This window comes from Amorphoplanes friuliensis DSM 7358 (assembly GCF_000494755.1).
GTDB lineage: Bacteria > Actinomycetota > Actinomycetes > Mycobacteriales > Micromonosporaceae > Actinoplanes > Actinoplanes friuliensis.
Genome location: NC_022657.1, coordinates 4,413,030 through 4,429,579 on the forward strand (window position 1 = coordinate 4,413,030; position 16,550 = coordinate 4,429,579).

The 16,550-nt window shown below is 72.3% G+C and carries 19 protein-coding genes; 8 read left to right on the forward strand and 11 right to left on the reverse strand.

What is annotated here, in order from left to right; translation table 11 throughout:
• The first annotated feature begins 39 nt into the window (after positions 1 to 39).
• From AFR_RS20365 to AFR_RS20380, 4 genes are read left to right on the forward strand one after another with little or no spacing between them, the layout of a single operon-like run.
• Positions 40 to 912: an alpha/beta fold hydrolase gene (locus AFR_RS20365; RefSeq protein ID WP_202964007.1), complete on the forward strand. Its 873-nt coding sequence runs from the start codon at positions 40 to 42 to the stop codon at positions 910 to 912.
• Between the two features lie 32 nt (positions 913 to 944).
• Positions 945 to 2,138, forward strand: a complete 1,194-nt coding sequence (locus AFR_RS20370) for an AAA family ATPase (RefSeq protein ID WP_023362684.1) — start codon at positions 945 to 947, stop codon at positions 2,136 to 2,138.
• On the forward strand, positions 2,135 to 3,310 hold the full coding sequence (locus tag AFR_RS20375; protein WP_023362685.1) for a sulfite exporter TauE/SafE family protein: 1,176 nt from the start codon (positions 2,135 to 2,137) through the stop codon (positions 3,308 to 3,310). The genes AFR_RS20370 and AFR_RS20375 overlap by 4 nt, the downstream gene beginning before the upstream one ends.
• Positions 3,307 to 4,485 carry a YibE/F family protein gene (locus AFR_RS20380; protein ID WP_023362686.1) on the forward strand — a complete coding sequence of 393 codons (1,179 nt, stop codon included), beginning with the start codon at positions 3,307 to 3,309 and terminating at the stop codon, positions 4,483 to 4,485. The genes AFR_RS20375 and AFR_RS20380 overlap by 4 nt, the downstream gene beginning before the upstream one ends.
• Here the strand turns inward: AFR_RS20380 and AFR_RS47905 are convergent.
• The 3 genes from AFR_RS47905 to AFR_RS20395 all read right to left on the reverse strand — a co-directional run bounded on the left by AFR_RS47905 (position 4,406) and on the right by AFR_RS20395 (position 6,325).
• Positions 4,406 to 5,341, reverse strand: coding sequence for a transglutaminase-like domain-containing protein (locus tag AFR_RS47905; RefSeq protein ID WP_023362687.1), 936 nt, complete (start codon positions 5,339 to 5,341; stop codon positions 4,406 to 4,408). The two genes, AFR_RS20380 and AFR_RS47905, sit on opposite strands and share 80 nt — an antisense overlap.
• A gap of 37 nt (positions 5,342 to 5,378) precedes the next feature.
• Positions 5,379 to 5,834 carry a MarR family winged helix-turn-helix transcriptional regulator gene (locus AFR_RS20390; protein WP_023362688.1) on the reverse strand — a complete coding sequence of 152 codons (456 nt, stop codon included), beginning with the start codon at positions 5,832 to 5,834 and terminating at the stop codon, positions 5,379 to 5,381.
• A 101-nt stretch (positions 5,835 to 5,935) separates the two neighbouring features.
• Positions 5,936 to 6,325, reverse strand: coding sequence for an SCO5389 family protein (locus tag AFR_RS20395; protein ID WP_023362689.1), 390 nt, complete (start codon positions 6,323 to 6,325; stop codon positions 5,936 to 5,938).
• A gap of 134 nt (positions 6,326 to 6,459) precedes the next feature.
• Between AFR_RS20395 and AFR_RS20400 the strand changes: the two genes are divergently transcribed.
• Positions 6,460 to 6,813: a methyltransferase gene (locus tag AFR_RS20400; protein ID WP_023362690.1), complete on the forward strand. Its 354-nt coding sequence runs from the start codon at positions 6,460 to 6,462 to the stop codon at positions 6,811 to 6,813.
• Positions 6,814 to 6,820: 7 nt separating this feature from the next.
• On the opposite strand, the gene AFR_RS20405 is transcribed toward AFR_RS20400, so the two are convergent.
• Entirely contained in the window at positions 6,821 to 7,687 is an 867-nt protein-coding gene (locus tag AFR_RS20405; protein WP_023362691.1) for a LysR family transcriptional regulator, read from the reverse strand.
• Between the two features lie 74 nt (positions 7,688 to 7,761).
• On the opposite strand from AFR_RS20405, the gene AFR_RS20410 reads away from it, so the two are divergent.
• On the forward strand, positions 7,762 to 8,400 hold the full coding sequence (locus tag AFR_RS20410) for a type 1 glutamine amidotransferase domain-containing protein (RefSeq protein WP_023362692.1): 639 nt from the start codon (positions 7,762 to 7,764) through the stop codon (positions 8,398 to 8,400).
• Here AFR_RS20410 and AFR_RS20415 read toward each other — a convergent pair whose 3' ends face one another.
• The 4 genes from AFR_RS20415 to trpB all read right to left on the reverse strand — a co-directional run bounded on the left by AFR_RS20415 (position 8,401) and on the right by trpB (position 12,036).
• Positions 8,401 to 9,309 carry a hypothetical protein gene (locus AFR_RS20415; RefSeq protein ID WP_023362693.1) on the reverse strand — a complete coding sequence of 303 codons (909 nt, stop codon included), beginning with the start codon at positions 9,307 to 9,309 and terminating at the stop codon, positions 8,401 to 8,403.
• An 81-nt stretch (positions 9,310 to 9,390) separates the two neighbouring features.
• Positions 9,391 to 10,128 (reverse strand): GntR family transcriptional regulator, encoded by a 738-nt coding sequence (locus AFR_RS20420; protein WP_041842464.1) that lies wholly within the window; start codon positions 10,126 to 10,128, stop codon positions 9,391 to 9,393.
• On the reverse strand, positions 10,088 to 10,885 hold the full coding sequence (gene trpA, locus AFR_RS20425; RefSeq protein WP_023362695.1) for a tryptophan synthase subunit alpha: 798 nt from the start codon (positions 10,883 to 10,885) through the stop codon (positions 10,088 to 10,090). The genes AFR_RS20420 and trpA overlap by 41 nt, the downstream gene beginning before the upstream one ends.
• The gene (gene trpB / locus AFR_RS20430) at positions 10,882 to 12,036 is read right to left on the reverse strand and encodes a tryptophan synthase subunit beta (protein ID WP_023362696.1); all 1,155 of its coding nucleotides are present in this window, start codon (positions 12,034 to 12,036) and stop codon (positions 10,882 to 10,884) included. The genes trpA and trpB overlap by 4 nt, the downstream gene beginning before the upstream one ends.
• A gap of 88 nt (positions 12,037 to 12,124) precedes the next feature.
• Between trpB and AFR_RS20435 the strand changes: the two genes are divergently transcribed.
• Both AFR_RS20435 and AFR_RS20440 read left to right on the forward strand, forming a co-directional pair.
• Positions 12,125 to 12,832, forward strand: coding sequence for a Stf0 family sulfotransferase (locus AFR_RS20435; protein WP_023362697.1), 708 nt, complete (start codon positions 12,125 to 12,127; stop codon positions 12,830 to 12,832).
• Positions 12,833 to 12,841: 9 nt separating this feature from the next.
• The gene (locus tag AFR_RS20440) at positions 12,842 to 13,858 is read left to right on the forward strand and encodes a DUF695 domain-containing protein (protein WP_023362698.1); all 1,017 of its coding nucleotides are present in this window, start codon (positions 12,842 to 12,844) and stop codon (positions 13,856 to 13,858) included.
• Positions 13,859 to 13,863: 5 nt separating this feature from the next.
• Here the strand turns inward: AFR_RS20440 and AFR_RS20445 are convergent, their stop codons facing one another.
• The 3 genes from AFR_RS20445 to AFR_RS20455 are packed head-to-tail and all read right to left on the reverse strand — an operon-like array spanning position 13,864 to position 16,451.
• Complete coding sequence (locus AFR_RS20445; protein WP_023362699.1) at positions 13,864 to 14,559, reverse strand: Clp protease N-terminal domain-containing protein; 696 nt, start codon at positions 14,557 to 14,559, stop codon at positions 13,864 to 13,866.
• A gap of 54 nt (positions 14,560 to 14,613) precedes the next feature.
• A complete protein-coding gene (locus AFR_RS20450; RefSeq protein ID WP_023362700.1) occupies positions 14,614 to 15,291 on the reverse strand; it encodes a response regulator in 678 nt (225 codons plus the stop codon).
• Positions 15,279 to 16,451: a sensor histidine kinase gene (locus AFR_RS20455; RefSeq protein ID WP_023362701.1), complete on the reverse strand. Its 1,173-nt coding sequence runs from the start codon at positions 16,449 to 16,451 to the stop codon at positions 15,279 to 15,281. Before AFR_RS20455 ends, AFR_RS20450 begins: the two co-directional genes overlap by 13 nt.
• Positions 16,452 to 16,550: the final 99 nt, after the last annotated feature.

The following is a 16,550-nucleotide window of genomic DNA, read 5'->3' on the forward strand; positions in this document are numbered from 1 at the left end:
CCGCGGCTGCTTGGCTCGCACTAACCACATCAAGTCCTCATGGAGGTTACTGTGCCGGTCCACCACCGTTACGCCACCGTCGACGGTCATCAGCTCTTCTACCGGGAGGCCGGTGACCCCTCCGCACCCGCCGTCGTGCTGCTGCACGGCTTCCCGACCAGCTCGTTCATGTTCCGGGACCTGATCCCCGCGCTGGCCGACCGCTACCACGTGATCGCGCCCGATCACCTCGGTTTCGGCTTCTCCGACGCACCGGACGCGGCGGACTTCGACTACAGCTTCGACGCGCTGGCCGAGCTCACCGCGAAGCTGCTCACCGGTCTCGGCGTGACGCGGTACGCGATCTACGTGCAGGACTACGGCGCGCCGATCGGGTGGCGCCTCGCCCTGCGCCCCGGGACACCGGTCACGGCGATCATCACGCAGAACGGCAACGCGTACGAAGCCGGCCTGGTCGACGACTTCTGGAAGCCGGTCCGGGCGTACTGGGCGCACCCCGGCGCGGACACCGAGGCCGGCGTACGCGCGGCCCTGGACCTGGAGGCGATCCGCTGGCAGTACCTGCACGGGGTGCCGGACCCGACCGTGGTCAGCCCCGACACCTGGACCCACGACCACGCGCTGGTCTCGCGGCCCGGCAACGACGTCGTGCAGCTGCGGCTCTTCGCGGACTACGCCACCAACCTCGCGCTCTATCCGCGGCTGCACGCCCACCTGCGGGAGCACCGGCCCCCGGTCCTGGCGGTCTGGGGACGCAACGACGAGATCTTCGGGCCGGCGGGTGCCGAGGCGTTCCGCGACGACGAGCCGGAGGCCGAGATCCATCTGCTGGACGGCGGTCACTTCCTGCTGGAGAGCCACGGCGCCGAGGTGGCCGCCCTGATTCGTGACTTCCTCCGACCGAAGGACTGACCCGCGGCGGGCTGCGGGCATAATCCCGTCCCATGAGCGACGCCCTGATCGACAGCCTGACCGCGGCGGTCGAGGCCCGTCCCGACGACCTGCCGCTGCGGCTGCACCTGGCCGAGCTGCTGGTCGCCGCCGGGCGGCAGGGCGAGGCGGTCGGGCACGCCGCCCAGGTCCTGGCCCGCGAGCCCGCGAACGAGGTGGCCCGCGGCCTCATGGCGACGGCGCTGGGCTCCGCGCCCGTCCCGGCGCCGAAGGCCGGCGTCGACTGGGCCGCGCTGGAGAACGAGTTCGAGGGTGTGGTCCCGCCCCGCTTCACCGCCGCCGCGCCGGACGAGGACGGGGACAACCGGGCGTTCGACGTCGAGCGGGCCACGATCACCCTCGCCGACGTCGGGGGCATGGACGAGGTCAAGAAGCGCCTCGAGCTGGCCTTTCTGGGGCCGCTGCGGAACCCGGAGCTGCGGACGCTCTTCGGGAAGAGTCTGCGCGGCGGGCTGCTGCTCTACGGGCCGCCCGGCTGCGGCAAGACCTTCCTCGCCCGGGCCGTCGCCGGGGAGATGGGTGCGGCCTTCATCTCCCTGTCGATCGTCGACGTGCTCAACATGTGGGTCGGCAGCTCCGAGCGCAACCTGCACGACCTGTTCACCGCCGCCCGGTCGCATGCGCCCTGCGTACTCTTCCTCGACGAGATCGACGCGCTGGGCCACAAGCGCAGCCAGCTGAACTCCTCGGCGATGCGCACCCTGGTCAACCAGCTGCTGACCGAGCTCGACGGTGTCGACGGCAACAACGACGGTGTTTTTGTGCTCGCCGCGACCAACGCGCCGTGGGACATCGACGCCGCGCTGCGCCGCCCCGGCCGCCTCGACCGGACCGTGCTGGTGCTGCCGCCCGACGCCGCCGCCCGGGCGTCGATCCTCGAATATCACCTGCGCGACCGGCCCGTCGCCGGCGTCGACCTGCGGGCCCTGGCCGCGATGACCGGGCACTTCTCCGGCGCGGACCTGGCGCACGTCTGTGAGACCGCGGCCGAGTTCGCGATGCGCGACGCGATCACCACCGGCGAGGTGCGGATGATCTCGCAGCAGGATCTGGCCGCGGCGGTCCGCGAGGTACGCCCATCCACCGACGCGTGGTTCGCCACCGCCCGCAACGTCGCGCTCTTCGGCAACGAGAGCGGCGAGTACGACGATCTGGCCGCGTACCTCAAGAAGCGCAAGCTGCTGTGAGCGGCGGTGACGCGTACCGGCGGGCCCGGCATCTCGCCGAGGCCGGCCGTTGCGGTGAGGCCGAGTCGACGCTGCGGGCGGCCCTGGCCACCGCTCCCGCCGACGCGGACCTGCTGACCCTGCTCGGACACGTGCTGCGCCGGCAGCGTGACTATGCGGGCGCGCTGGCAGCGAGCGACGCGGCGGTGACCGCACGGCCGGACCTCGCGGACGCGCACGCCGAACGGGCCGAGTCCCTGCTGGCCCTGGTCCGGGACAGGGACGCCCTCGCCGCGGCGGAGGAGGCCGTCCGCCTCGCCCCGCACGATCCGTGGGTCCACCTGGTCCGGGCGCGCACGCTGACCTCCGCCCGCCGCTTCCCCGAGGCCCGCGCCGCGGCCCGGCACGGTCTCGCCCTCGCACCACGATCGGTCGAAGGGCTGCTCACGGTGGCCGACGTGGCCCGCTGCGCCGGTGACCGCGACGAGGCGGAGGAGGCCGCCCGGGCCGCGCTGGCCCTCGACCCCGGCAACACCTACGGGCGCTGGCTGCTCGCCATGGTCGACGCGGAACGACTGCGGGTCGGCCGTTCGATGCGGGCCCTGCGCGACGTCGCCCGGGAGAACCCCGCCCGCCCCGACGTCATCTCGATGACCTGGCCGATCCGCAGCCTGCTCAGCGCCCTGCGCCGCTGGTTCGCGGTGGCGATCGTGCTGGTCGGCGCCGGCGTTCTGCTCAGCAGCTGGTGGCCACCGGCAGCACTGCTCACCCGGATCCTGGCGGCCCTCTTCGCGGTGGTGATCGCCGGTTTTGCCCTGCGGGTGCTGATCCCGGCGGGCCGCCTGCCGTGGCGCTGCCTGCGGCTCGTCCCGGCGCTGCTGCGCCGCGCCTCCCTCGGCGGGATGGTCACCGTGGGCGTGCAGGTCGCGCTCCTCCTCGCGTACGCGGTGACGGGCTGGTGGATCTTCGCGGTCCTCGCCCTGGTCACGGTCCCGGTGCTCTGGGGTCTCGGCTTCGCGGAGTTGCTGGGTGCGCGGCTCGACGACCCGGGTTACCTCCACGCCCTCACCGAGGTCGGTCGCGAGTTCCGGGACTGGGGAGCCGACCTGGCCCAGTGGTGGCGTGACACCAAGCGGGAGCTCCGCGAGACCTGGAACGACGACCACCCCGACACCGGCCAGGCGCCGCGGTGAGCCACGACCACACCGCTGTCCCGGCCGCGTCCCGGCACACCCGGCGGATCGTCCTGGCCGTCCTGGTGCCGGCCGCCCTGGCCACACTGATCGCGCTGATCGTGCTCTGGCCCGGCAACGTGAAGTCCGAACCGGACGCCGGAGGTGGCCGCCGCGCGGTCGGCACGGTCAGCGCCGTGCTCGAACAGGCCTGCCCGGCGGGCGCTCAGCAACAACGCTGCGGCTCGGCGACGGTCCGGGTCACCGAAGGACCGGGCACGGGTACGGATCAGAAGGTCGACCTCCCGCAGGGTCCCGGCACCACGGCACTGCACGTCGGCGACGGCGTGGTGCTGATCTACTTCCCGGACGCGGTGCCGGGTGGGAACGCGTACTCGGTGGTCGACCGCGAGCGTTCCACACCGCTGGTGTGGCTGGTGGTCGTCGCGGTCGCGGTGATCCTGGCGTTCGGGCGCTGGCGCGGGGTGACGTCACTCGCGGGCCTGGCGGTGAGCTTCGGGATCCTGCTGCTCTTTGTGGTCCCGGCGATCCTGGACGGTTCACCACCGCTGCTGATCGCGGTGGTCGGCGCTTCGGCCATCATGTTCGCCGCGCTGTACCTCACCCACGGCATCAACGTGCACACCTCGGTCGCGGTCGCCGGCACCCTGGCCAGCCTCGTCCTGACCGGGGTGCTCGGCGCGCTGTTCACCTCGTTCCTGCATCTGAGCGGGGTGGGGAGCGACGACAGCTCGTACCTGTCGGTGACCCGCGAAGGACTCGACCTGCGCGGCCTGCTGCTGGCCGGGATCGTGATCGGCGCGCTCGGTGTGCTCGACGACGTCACCGTGACCCAGGCCGTGACGGTGGCGGAGATGACCCCGGGCGCCACCAGTCGGCTCGCGCTCTACCGCTCGGCGATCCGGGTCGGGCGGGCCCACGTGGCATCGGCCGTGAACACGATAGTGCTCGCGTACGCGGGGGCGTCCCTGCCTTTGCTGTTGCTCATCGCGGCGAGCAGCGAGCCGATCACCGAGCTGCTGACCAGCGAGTTCCTGGCCCAGGAGATCCTGCGCAGCGCCGTCGGGACGATCGGCCTGGTCGCGTCGGTGCCGATCACGACGGCTCTGGCCGCCCTGGTCGCTGATCTGCGCCCGGAAACGGCCCCGGCCCGCCATTCCCACCGGGCCCACTGAGCGCGACCTCCCGGGGACCGAGGAACGGCGCCAGCGAGATGACGGTCGCCGGTGGCCGCAGCTCCTCATGCTCCGCGAACAGGTGCCCGCACTCGTCGTCGGCCACCCGGTCGTAGAGCGCGCGGATCTCGTCCGTCATGGTGCGGTCGCCGCCGCGGCCCGCGCCCCAGGTGTCCCACAGCAGGGTCTCAACCTTGTTCAGCGCGGCGAGATCGATGCGCATGTCGTGCGCGACGAACCACTCACCGACCAGCGGTCCCTCCTCGGGAGGATGCACACCGAAGGCGTCCGGGTTCGCCATGCCCGCCCGGATCGCCCGCCACGCCCGGCCGGCCACCAGAAAACGGTCGCGGGGGACGTCCATCGGATCGAAGTCCACCCGGGCCGTGTCGACGTGCGCCGGATCGGTCAGCATCGGATCGGCGAGCCGCCAGCCGTGTCTGTCGTCCCGGAACTCGGTGACGACGTGGTCGCCGTGGAAACCGTCCGGCCCGAGGTAGTCGGCGAATCCGGACCGCACCCGCGCGGGAATGCCGAAATGGCGCAGGAACGAGCAGAGCAGCAGGGCGAAGTCGCGGCACACACCGACAAAGCGATCGCGGGGTTCACGCCACTGCGTCAGGGGAGCGTCGTTGCGGTCGACGATGATCCGGAGGACGTCCGCGAGGTGACGCGTCTCCGCGTCGTGATGCAGCCGTTCACGCGGGATGACGTAGCCGAAGGTGTCACCCTCGACCCGGTGAATCATCAGATCGCGGGCGATGCGCGCCAGCCGCGCGGGATCCTCCGGGAGCCCGGCGTAGAGCGGAGCCAGGTCGCGCGGATCCGAGAAGGCGCTCTGTGTGGAGTAGGACATGGCGGCCAGGCTGTCAAAATGTCCGCGAAAATGTCCATCAGCCGGGTGCAGCTCCGAGGTTACCGAGCATCCTGCGGAGAACTCTCAGCGCGGCGGCGTACTCGTCGTCGGTGATGCCCTCGTGGAGTTCGGCCCGCAGGCCGGTGAGCAGAAGCTTGATGCGGCCCTGCGCTTCCCGGCCGGCGTCGGTGAGCTGCAGGCGGCCGTCGATGCCGGAGCCGAGCCAGCCCCGGTGGAGCAGCTGGTCGATCGCGCGCGGGATGTCGTCCGGGCCGTCCGCGACACCGGCGAGCTGGGTGACGACGTCCTCGCGGGTGGGTTCGCCGGCGGCCACCCGGGTCAGCGTCCACCAGTGCGGCTGGGTGACGTCGATGGTGGCCAGGGTGTCGCGGAGGCGCCTGACCACAGCCTGATGGGTGACGCCGGTCCAGTAGCCGACGGGCTGGGCGGCCAGGACGTCGTCGGTGGCGCCAGGGTCGGCGGTGGCAGTCATGTGTCGTCAACTCTTTCCGCGATGAGCGGTTGGTGCGGACGACACCAGCATCGCGGGGGTGCGGGGACGGGCGGGCCGGGGACCGGCCCGCCCGTGCGCCGTCAGCAGTTGCGAAGTTCGGGGGACTGGTTGAGGAGCTGGCCGCGCGGGGAGACGAAGGCCTGGTAGCGGTCGCCGCCGACGGCGTCGAAGCGGAACGCCGCGACCCGGTGGCAGTTCTGGAAGGCCAGTTTGGCGCCGAAGTGGCGTTCGAGACCGCCGCGGATCGAGTCGCTGGCCAGGGCGCGCAGGAGCTGGCCACGCTCCACGTCGGACGGCGGCGGGATCTCGTGGTCGGCGAACTCGCCACCGGCCTCGAGGTCGGCCATCACCTTGCTGACGACGTCCCAGGCGTAGGGCAGTGAGGTGCGGACGCAGTCGACGAACTCGGCGTCCGGGACCTCGCCGCGTTCGGCGACGGCGAGCAGGTCGGGGGAGACGGTGAGCGACATGGTGAACCCTTCCGGAGAACGGGGATGTCACCGGCCGGAGTGCCGGCGACAGGGTCCATCTTGTTGGGAACGGTTTTCATTGTAAAGAGCGCCGCGCCGACGTCACCTGTCCGGGTCTCGGCCATGATGGGACGGTGTTTCTCCGAGAGCCCGAGCACCTCACCGAGACCCGGGCCGCCTGGGATGCGTTCGCGGGCCGGTACGCCGAACGGTTCCGCGACGAGTTCGCGGCGAAGGTCTGGGACCGCGCGCTGCTGAGCGGCTGGGCCGAACTGGCCGGCGGCGTCGTCGCGCTGGCGTTCCAGGTCGGTGACGAGACGCTGGTCCGCGAGAACATCACCTTCCGGCGGCGCCGGCCCGAGCACGTCGCCGGCCTGCTCACCGCGGCGGGCCTGACGATGGTGCTGACGTCGGTACGCGAGCCGTCGGTCCACCCGGGACTGACCGAGGCAGTCCCGCAGGCCTACTTGGTCGCCCGCCGCCCGTGAGGGGCGTTCACCAGGTGCGGCCCTCGCTGAGCAGCGTGTCCTGGACCAGCTCGACGTGGCTGCCGGCACCGGCCGCCGACCGCCGGATCAGGAAGACGGTGTTGATGGGCGGGTCCTCGGGATCGTGGAGCAGCTCGAGTGCCCCGGACGCCAGTTCGGCGGCGCACAGGTAGCGCGGGAGCACCGACCAGCCCGCACCGGCGGTCACCGCGGCCAGGACGCCGCGCAGGTCGGGGATCACGACCGCCGGGCTTTTGGTCAGGCGGCGGCCGAAAACGTGCCGCCAGTACCGGCGCACGATCGGGATGTCCTCCGCGTACGCGATCAGAGGCGCCCGCTCGGGGTCCAGCGGGCCCGCCGCGACCAGCACGAACTCCTCGTCGTGCAGCGGTGTGGCAAGAAGCGTGCGGCCACGCGGTCGTACGGGGGAGAGCAGCAGGTCGAACCGGCCCAGCTGCAGGCCCTCGATCAGGTCGTCGGCCAGGCCGGCGGTGATACGCAACCGGACACCCCGGCCGATCAGCGGGGCCAGCGCGGGCACGGCCCTGACGGCGAGCAACTCGGCGGGACCGGCCAGGTGGACCGGCTCGGGTGGCAGCCGCAGGTCCGACGGCGTGAGCGCGCGCGCCAGGGCGTCGAGGGGGCCGGCGACCCGGGCCGCCAGCTCGTCGGCGACCGCGGTCGGGTGCACACCGCGCGGCACCCGTTCGAACAGCTGGCGCCCGGACTGCTGCTCCAGCGCCTGGATCTGACTGGTGACCGTCGACTGCGACAGGCCGACCTCGCGGGCTCCCGCGGTCATGGAACCGGCCCGGTAGACGGCCAGGAACGTGCGGAGCTGATCCAGCCCGGCATCGGAGAATCGATCGGCCATACCGATGATTCTATTGGCGGGCCGATGGGCATCCGACCTACGGTTACCCGGCAGGCCGACACAAGGAGCAGACGATGGCCAAGATCTTGTTCGTGATGAGCGCCGCCGACCACTGGACGCTCGCCGACGGCACACAGCACCCGACCGGGTTCTGGGCGGAGGAGTTCGCCGTTCCCTACCAGGCGCTGATCGAGGCGGGGCACACCGTCGAGGTGGCGACCCCCGGCGGGGTGGCGCCGACGGTGGACAAGGGCAGCCTGAACGGCGAGGAGGCACCCGTCGTGCCGGAGCCGGTCCGCCTGGAGGACGTCGACCTCGACGCGTACGCCGCGGTGTTCTATCCCGGCGGTCACGCCCCGATGGAGGACCTCTCGCACGACGGTGACTCGGCGGCACTGGTCGGGAAGGCGCTGGCGACCGGCAAGCCCCTGGCCCTGGTCTGCCACGGCGTTGCCGCACTCCTGCCGGTCACCCCGGAGCTGCTCGCCGGTCGGCGGGTCACCGGCTTCAGCAACATCGAGGAGAGTCAGGCCGGGCTGGCGTCGAAGGCGCCGTTCCTGATCGAGGACCGGCTGGTCGCCCTCGGCACCGGCTACACCGCGGCCGAGCCGTTCCAGCCGCACGTGGTCGTCGACGGCACCCTCATCACCGGCCAGAACCCGTCCTCGTCCGCGGGGGTCGCCGCCGAGCTGCTCAAAAGCGTGTTGGAGTGATCACGCCCGGGCGCTGAGCAGTGCCCAGCTGCGCCGGTCGCCCCAGATCGAGTACGGGTCCAGGTAGGGCCGGATCAGGGTGACGAGCTCGGTGTCGCCGGCGCCGTGGAGCTGATCCTGGGCGATCTTGCGGACGGTCCCGGCGAGGATGTCCGCGAGCTGGATGCGCGGTTCGTCCTCGGCGGCGGCCAGGCGCAGACCTTCGAGGCGCAGGGGCGCGGCGAGCAGCCGCCGGATCCGGGCGACGCGCTCCTCCGGGAGTGTCGTCTGCCGGTCGTGGAGGATCGACACGGGTGTGCCGTCGGCGCCCCAGCGGCCGACGGCCCGGACGACCGCGGGGATCAGCGGGTCCAGCACCGACAGGGCGGGATCGTCGCGCAGCCTGACGCGGAAGGCCTCGGCCCGCGACCGGCCGCCGAGCTCACCGGCGAGGCGGTAGAACGTCTCGACGGGCCCCTGGACGTCGTGCCGGTCCTTGCCGCGCAGGAGGTTGTTGGCCGCGACGAGATAGTCGTGGCCGGGCCGGCCGGCGAACAGCTCCGCGGACAGCCGCCGGGCCGGGCCGTCGCCGGACAGCCCGGCCCCGGCCGGATCGGCGACCAGGACGTCGGTGAGCTTGCCGAGGACGTAGTAGACCTTGTCGATCAGGTAGACGTGCGCCCGCCGGAACAGCGGGCTGGACGGCCCGAGCAGCCAGACAAGCACCGGCCGGTGTTTCTCCCGCAGCAGGTGCGTGGCCTTGTACTGCGTGGCGGGCGAGCGGATCCGGTCACGCAGCTCGGTCAGGCAGGCCCGCGCGGCCTCGGCGCCGAGGCGCACGCCCGCGTGCGCAAACACGTCGGTGGTCGTGCCGATGAGCTTCTCGCCCTCGTACCCGGACTCGTCGCACGTGATCTCCAGGGCGTCCACAAGAGAATTATGGCGTGAAATAAGCCCACGGAACATCGCGGTGCGGCGGCCGGTCGGCCCTGCGCGCCGGGCGGTCCGCCGTCAGGACGCCGACGTCCACTGCATCGACAGACCGGTTGCCGCGCGCTCGGTGCGGACCTCCATGACCGTGCCGAGGATGGTGGCGCGGTCGACCACGATCGGCTGGTCGTCGAGGCCGTAGGTGATGCGGTCGGAGACGAACACCGGCGTGCCCGCACCCTGGCGCAGCAGGTCGGCGACCGGCGCGGTGAGGACCTCCGGACGCAGCACTTCGGACGCGCGGTGGACCACCACACCGTGCTCGGCGATCGCGGCGTACAGGGAGGTGCCGCTCAGGTCGGTGTCGCGGAGCTCGTCGCCGACCGGGGACCGCACCCAGGAGAGCTGGTGGACGGCCGGGCGGCCCGCCAGGAGCCGCAGTCGTTCCAGGCGCAGCACCCGGCCCGGGCCGAGCTGCGCCGCCACCCACGCGGGCGGCCGGCGCAGCGTCTGGCCCAGGATCTCGGTGCTGACCGTACGGCCCTGCGCGCGCAGATCCTCGGCCAGCCCGCGCAGTGAGTCGAGCCGGTAGGTCGCCTTCGGCGAGGCCACGAACGTGCCGCGGCCCGGCTGCTGGGAGAGCAGGCCGTCGTCCTCGAGCTGCCGCAGGGCCTGGCGCAGGGTCACCAGTGTGACGCCGTACGCGGCGCTGAGCTCTTTCTGCGGCGGCAGCGCGGATCCCGGCGGCAGCTCACCGCTGCGGATCTTCGCGGTCAGGTCAGCCGCGATGACCTGATACTTCGGCGTGCGGCGTTCCAGGAGACACCCCCAGGTCGAGTGCGGCGCGGAGCTCCGCGACCGCCCGGCCGAGGTCGGCGGGCGTGGCTCCGTCGAGAACCCTACGCATGAGCGCCGCGCCGACGACGGCACCGTCCCCGGCGCGTCCCGCCTCGGCGGCCTGCTCCGGCGTGGAGATCCCGAAACCGAGCAGCACGGGCCGGTCGGTGACGGCCTTGACCCGGGCCGCCAAGGTCGCGGCCGAGGCGGCCAGGGTCTCGCGCTCGCCGGTCGTGCCCATGACGCTGATCGCGTAGACGAACCCGCGGCTGCGCTCGCAGATCTCCCGGAGCCGGTCGCCGGGTGTCGACGGGGCGACCAGCAGCACGAGGTCGACGCCGGCGGCGGCCGCCTCGGCCTCGAGGACCGCGGACTCGTCCAGCGGCAGGTCGGGCACGATCAGACCGGACACGCCTGCCGCGGCCAGCCGGGCGATGCCGTGACGCAGTACCAGGTTGGCGTAGGTCATCACGATGATCGGCACCCGCAGCGTGGTCCGGCTCAGGTCGTCGAGGATCGACTCGGGGGTGACGCCCCGGGCGAGGGCACGGTCGGACGCCTGCTGGATGGTGACCCCGTCGAGCATCGGGTCGGAGAACGGCAGCCCGACCTCGATGGCGTCGGCGCCCGCCTCCTGACAGGCGACCAGGTAGTCGGTCCAGTCCGCGGTGATGCCGCCGGTCACGTAGGGCACGAGCAGCGGCCGCCCGGCCGTCCGCAGGTGGGTCTCGAGGGTCATCGCAGGCCTTCCATGAGCTGGGACATGTCCTTGTCGCCGCGACCCGAGAGGGTGAGCAGCACGGTCGAGCCGGTCGGCAGGACCGGGGTGCCGGCCTCGCGGAGCACCCACGCCACCGCGTGGGCGGACTCGAGGGCGCAGATGATGCCCTCGCGCTCGGCGAGGTGGCGGACCGCGCGGACCACCTCGGCGTCGGTGACGGTCCGGTATTCCGCCCGGCCCGAGGTGCCGAGGTGGGCATGCTCGGGACCGACACCGGGGTAGTCCAGACCGGCGGCGATCGACTCGGCCTCGGCGATCTGACCGTGGGAGTCCTGCAGCACCATCGAGCGCGACCCGTGGACGACACCCGGCGAACCCGAGGACATCGCCGCGCCGCCGGCCGCCTCGACGCCGACCAGGCGGGCCCGCGTGTCGAGATAACCGGCGAAGGTGCCGGCGGCGTTCGAGCCGCCCCCGACGCAGGCGACCACGACGTCGGGGTCGGGGCACTGCTCGCGCGCCTCGTCCCCGATCACCCGCTGCAGTTCCCGGACCATCCACGGGTACGGGTGAGGACCGGCCACCGATCCGAGACAGAAGTGGGCGTCCTCGACGGCCGAGACCCAGTGACGCATGGCCTCGCTCGTGGCGTCCTTGAGGGTGCGGCTGCCGCTGGTCACCGGGACCACCTCGGCGCCGAGCATGTGCATGCGGAAGACGTTGAGCTGCTGGCGTTCGATGTCACGCTCACCCATGAAAACGGTGGCGCGCAGGCCGAACAGTGCGGCGGCGGTCGCGGTGGCCACGCCGTGCTGACCGGCGCCGGTCTCCGCGATCAGGCGGGTCTTGCCCATGCGACTGGCCAGCAGCGCCTGACCCAGCACGTTATTGATCTTGTGGGAGCCCGTGTGGGTGAGATCCTCGCGCTTGAGCAGCAGCGTGATACCGAGCTCGGCGGAGAGGTTGCGGGCCGCGGTCACCGGGGTGGGGCGTCCGGCGTACGTGGTGCGGTAGTGGTCCAGCTCGGAGCGGAACGCCGGGTCGGCCCACGCCTCCCGGAACGCCGCCTCGAGGGCGAGACAGGCCGGGATCAGCGACTCCGGGACGTACCGGCCGCCGAATTCCCCGAACCGTCCGGCGGTGGTGGGCTCGTGCGTGGTCACGGTCATGGCGCCTCCAAAGTTCTATAACTCTTGGACGAGTGTGTCATAACCGCGGCAAGAGTTCTAGAACTGTGGTGAGGGCAATAATGCAGGGATGATCGACTCGTACTTCGTCTGCGCGACGCCGCGTACCGGGAGCTCGTTGCTGATCGGCCTGCTGGGGTCGACCGGTGTCGCCGGGCATCCCGAGTCCTACTTCCGCGACCCCGACCAGGAAATGTGGGCCGAACGCTGGGGGATACCCGGGGCCGGCTACCCGGAGTTCGCCCAGGCGGCGAAGCGGGCGGGCACCACGGGCAACGGCGTCTTCGGCGCGAAACTGATGTGGGGCACCACCACCGAGCTGGTCCAGAAGCTGGCTCCCGGCCGGGCCGGCGACGATCGTGGCGTGCTGGAGGAGACCTTCGGCGACCTGCGCTTCGTCCACCTGCGTCGCGAGGACACCCTGGCCCAGGCCGTCTCCTGGCTGCGGGCCGAGCAGACCCAGATCTGGTACGCCGGTGACAACGGCGACGCCGCGCACACACCGGTCTACGACGAGGACCGGATCACGGGGTTGCTGAGCACGATCGACGAGCACAACGCCGCCTGGCGGGCCTGGTTCGCCGAGTACGCGCTCACGCCGTACGAGATCACCTATGAACGACTGACCGCGGACCTGGCCGGGACCACCCGCGACGTCCTGGGTTTTCTCGGTCTGGAGCTGCCACCGGGCGGTGCGATCACGCCGCGGCACCGCCGCCAGGCGGACCGGATCAACGACGAGTGGGTCACGCGGTACCGCCGGAGCACCGCCTTGTAATCTCCCGCGATGATCTTCAAGAGGCGGGCCAAAGGCGACCCGGCGACGGCAGTGACGGCGTTCTGGACATGGTGGGCGACCGGCCGCTCCCGCGTCGAGCAGGCGATCGCCGGCGGCAGCTGGGGCCCCGTCCTGATCGACGAGATCAACGCCTTGGTGACGGCGATCGACCCCGGTCTGGCGTGGGAGTTCGGCGCCGGGACGGCCTCGCAGCATCTGCTGGTCGTGACCGCCAATGGTGACCGCGCGCTGCGGGCCGCCGCCGAACGCTGGCGTCGCGCCGGGCCAGCCCCCGACACGGCCTTCGGGTACGCCGCCTCACGCCAGGCGAACCCGTCCGCGCTCGACTCCCGGCTGGACCTCGACGGCCACCGTTTCGAGCTCGGCGCGCTGCGGTTCGCCGCCGACGTCGACGACGACGCGGTCCAGGTCGACGTGTGCGTCTGGCACCCGGCTTTCCCGGATCTGCCCGACACGACCCGGGTGCAGATCGCCTTTCTCGCCCTCGACTGGCTGCTCGGTGAGGACGGCGTGGAGATCTGGGTGCGGGAGATCGACACGACGGGCGAGGAGGGCCCGGACCTCACCGGCGCCGAACTCGCCGCCACCGTCGCCGCGCTGATGCCCGCCGGTGGTGAACCACAGTGGACGGTGCTCAGCGGCAACCGTGGTGGGCGTCCGGTGCTGGCCTCCGTGTGCGTGCCGTTGAAGGCGGCGCGCTGGCCGGCGGCCGACACCCACGTCCGGCTCGACGTGCCGTTCCGCAGCGCGAACGCCGGTGGGCTCCCGGTCGACGGCTCCCTGGCGGCGCTGCACGCGTTCGAGGACCGGCTCTTCGCGTACGCGGACGGCCCGGTCCTGGTCGCGCACGAGAGTGCCGACGGCGTCCGGACCTATCACCTCTACGCCGACCGGCAGGCCGCGGTCGACGCGCTGGCGCCGATCACCGCGTCGTGGCCCGAGGGGCGGGTCCGCACGACGGTGACGCCCGACCCGGCCTGGAAGGGCGTCAGCCATCTCGCGTGACGTTTCTAGGCGTCCGCGCTGATCGTCGTTTCGGCGGCGGCCTTGTCGACGCCGAGGCCGGCGAGGACACCCGTGCCGTCCTCGAGCTCGAGCAGCGCCAGCAGGATGTGCTCGGTGCCGACGTGGTTCTGGTTCATCCGCAGCGCCTCCCGGAAGGTCAGCTCCAGGGCCTTCTTGGCGTGCGCGTCGAACGGGATCATCGCCGGGACGGAGTCGGCCGCCGCCGGCAGTGTCGCCGCGGCGGTCTGCCGGACGGCGTCGAGCGACACACCCTGGGCGACGATCGCCCGGGCACCGAGCGCTGACGGGTCCGCCACCAGTCCGAGCACCAGGTGGGACACGCTGATCTGGTGGTTGCTGCGCGTGCGGGCCTCCTCCTGGGCCGTCACGATCACCTTGCGGGCCAGGGTGGTGAATCGGCTGAAACCCTGGCTGGCGTCGAGGTCCGGTGCCTCGCCCTTGGCGACGAAGCGCTTCTGGGCCGCCTGTTTGGTGACGCCCATGCTGCGGCCGATCTCGGTCCAGGAGGCCCCGGAGCGGCGCGCCTGGTCGACGAAGTGCCCGATGAGGTGGTCCGCCACGTCACCGAGGTGGTCGGCGGTGAGGACGGCGTCGGAGAGCTGCTCGAGGGCGGTGGAGTGGTTCTTCTTGATGGACTCGATGAGGTCGTCGAGCCGGATCGTGGGTGAGGTGTCGGTCATGCGTCAACCATAGGTTGACGCATGTTCCGAGTCAACCCGAGGTTGACGATCGAGTCAGAGCAGCTCCGCGTCGTGAACGAGCAGGGCGACCTGGACACGGTTGTTGAGATCGAGCTTGGCCAGCAGCCGCGACACGTGGCCCTTCACTGTCGGCAGGCTCATCGTCAGGTCGGTGGCGATCTCGGCGTTCGACCAGCCACGGCCGAGCGCCACGGCCACCTCCCGCTCCCGGTCGGTGAGCGCGGTCAGCCGGGCGCGGGCCCGGTCGCGGCGGGGCCCGGCGGCGGGGTCGGCGACGTGGTCGATCAGCTGCCGGATGACGGTCGGTGACAGTGTCGCCGCACCCCCGGCCACCGTGCGGACCGCCGTGATGATGTCGCGCGGCGGGGTGTCCTTGAGCAGAAATCCGCTGGCACCGGCCCGGAGTGCGTCGAGCACGTGTTCGTCGGCGTTGAAGGTGGTCAGGACGATCACCTGCGGTGGCTCCGGCCGGGAGCGCAGGCGCCGGGTGGCGACGAGCCCGTCGACCTTCGGCATGCGGATGTCCATGAGCACGACGTCGGGCCAGTGCGCGTCGGCCAGGGCGGCGGCGTCCGCGCCGTCACCGGCCTCGGCGACGACCTCGATGTCGGGGGAGCCGCCGAGCAGGATGCGCAACCCGGCCCGGACGAGAGGATCGTCGTCCACGATGGCCAGCCGGATCGGCCGCGCCCCGGGGATCAACTCGGCCACGGGAACCGCGCTTCGAGGTGGAACGTGCCGTCCCGGTGCGCGTGATCGAGGCTGCCACCGGCCAGCGCCACCCGTTCGGCCATCCCGACCAGCCCGAGCCCGGCGCCCGGCACCTCCGCCGGCCGCGCCGGTCCCGGGCACGGGTTGGTGATCCGGATCCGCAGCTCGGTGCCCGATGCACCACTGACCAGCACGTCCACCCGTTCACCCGGCGCGTGCTTGCGGGCGTTGGTCAGACCCTCCTGCACGATCCGGTACGCCGTCCGCCCGAGCACCACCGACGGGCCGCCCGGCGGTGTGTCGCAGCGGAAGCCGACCGCCATGCCCATCGCCCGCGCGCTCTCCACCAGCCCGGGCACGTCGGTCAGCCCGGGCTGCGGCGGCTCGGGACGGCCCCCGGCGCCCTCCCGCAGCACCCCGATCACACCGCGCAGCTCCTGGAGCGCCTCGTGTGCGCTGGTCCGGATCGCGCTCGCGGCGATCGCGATCTCGTCGGGCCGGGCGTCGGTCCGGACCTCGAGGGCGCCGGCGTGCAGGCTGACCATCGACATCCGGTGGGCCAGCACGTCGTGCATCTCCCGGGCGATCCGCGCACGTTCGGTCAGCCGGGCCTGGTCGACGCGCAGGTTCTGCTCCGCCTCGAGGCGCGCGGCGTGCTCCCGCAGCGACGCCGTCAGCCGCCTGTACGCCCGCACGAACATCCCCCACCCGAGCGCACCCGCGGCGGTGAACGTCCGGACCACGAAGTCGACCCAGAGCGGGAACTCCGGGTTGTCGTGCAACACGAAGTACGCGGGCACCACGGCGACGTAGGCCACGGCGAGCAGCAACGCGACCTGCCCCCGCCGCCGGACCGCCACGGTGAACAGCGCGACGATGACGGCCCCGGTGGCCATGACCGAGACCGTGGTGACCGGCAACAGGACCGCCGCGACGGCCACCGGGTGCTGCCGGCGGCGGAGCAGCGCCAGTGCACAGAGGGTGCCGACGAGGGCGTCGGCGGGCCAGGGCAGCAGCGCGCCGGTCCTGGTCGCGTCGCCCAGCCGCAGCATCAGGGCGCCGTAGGCCAGGGCCAGGGTCACGGCGATCCCGTCCGCCACCCGGTCACGCCGCGCCGACCCGGGGCCGGGGACGAGCAGCGCGAACAGCAACGCGGACATGGGCAGAGCCTACGGTCCCGCCGGCGCGGCGGGGCAGCGCCGGAAGTCACCCGGGCCCCCTACCGAAGTAGGTGCCCGTACCGGATCCGCGGGCCGATG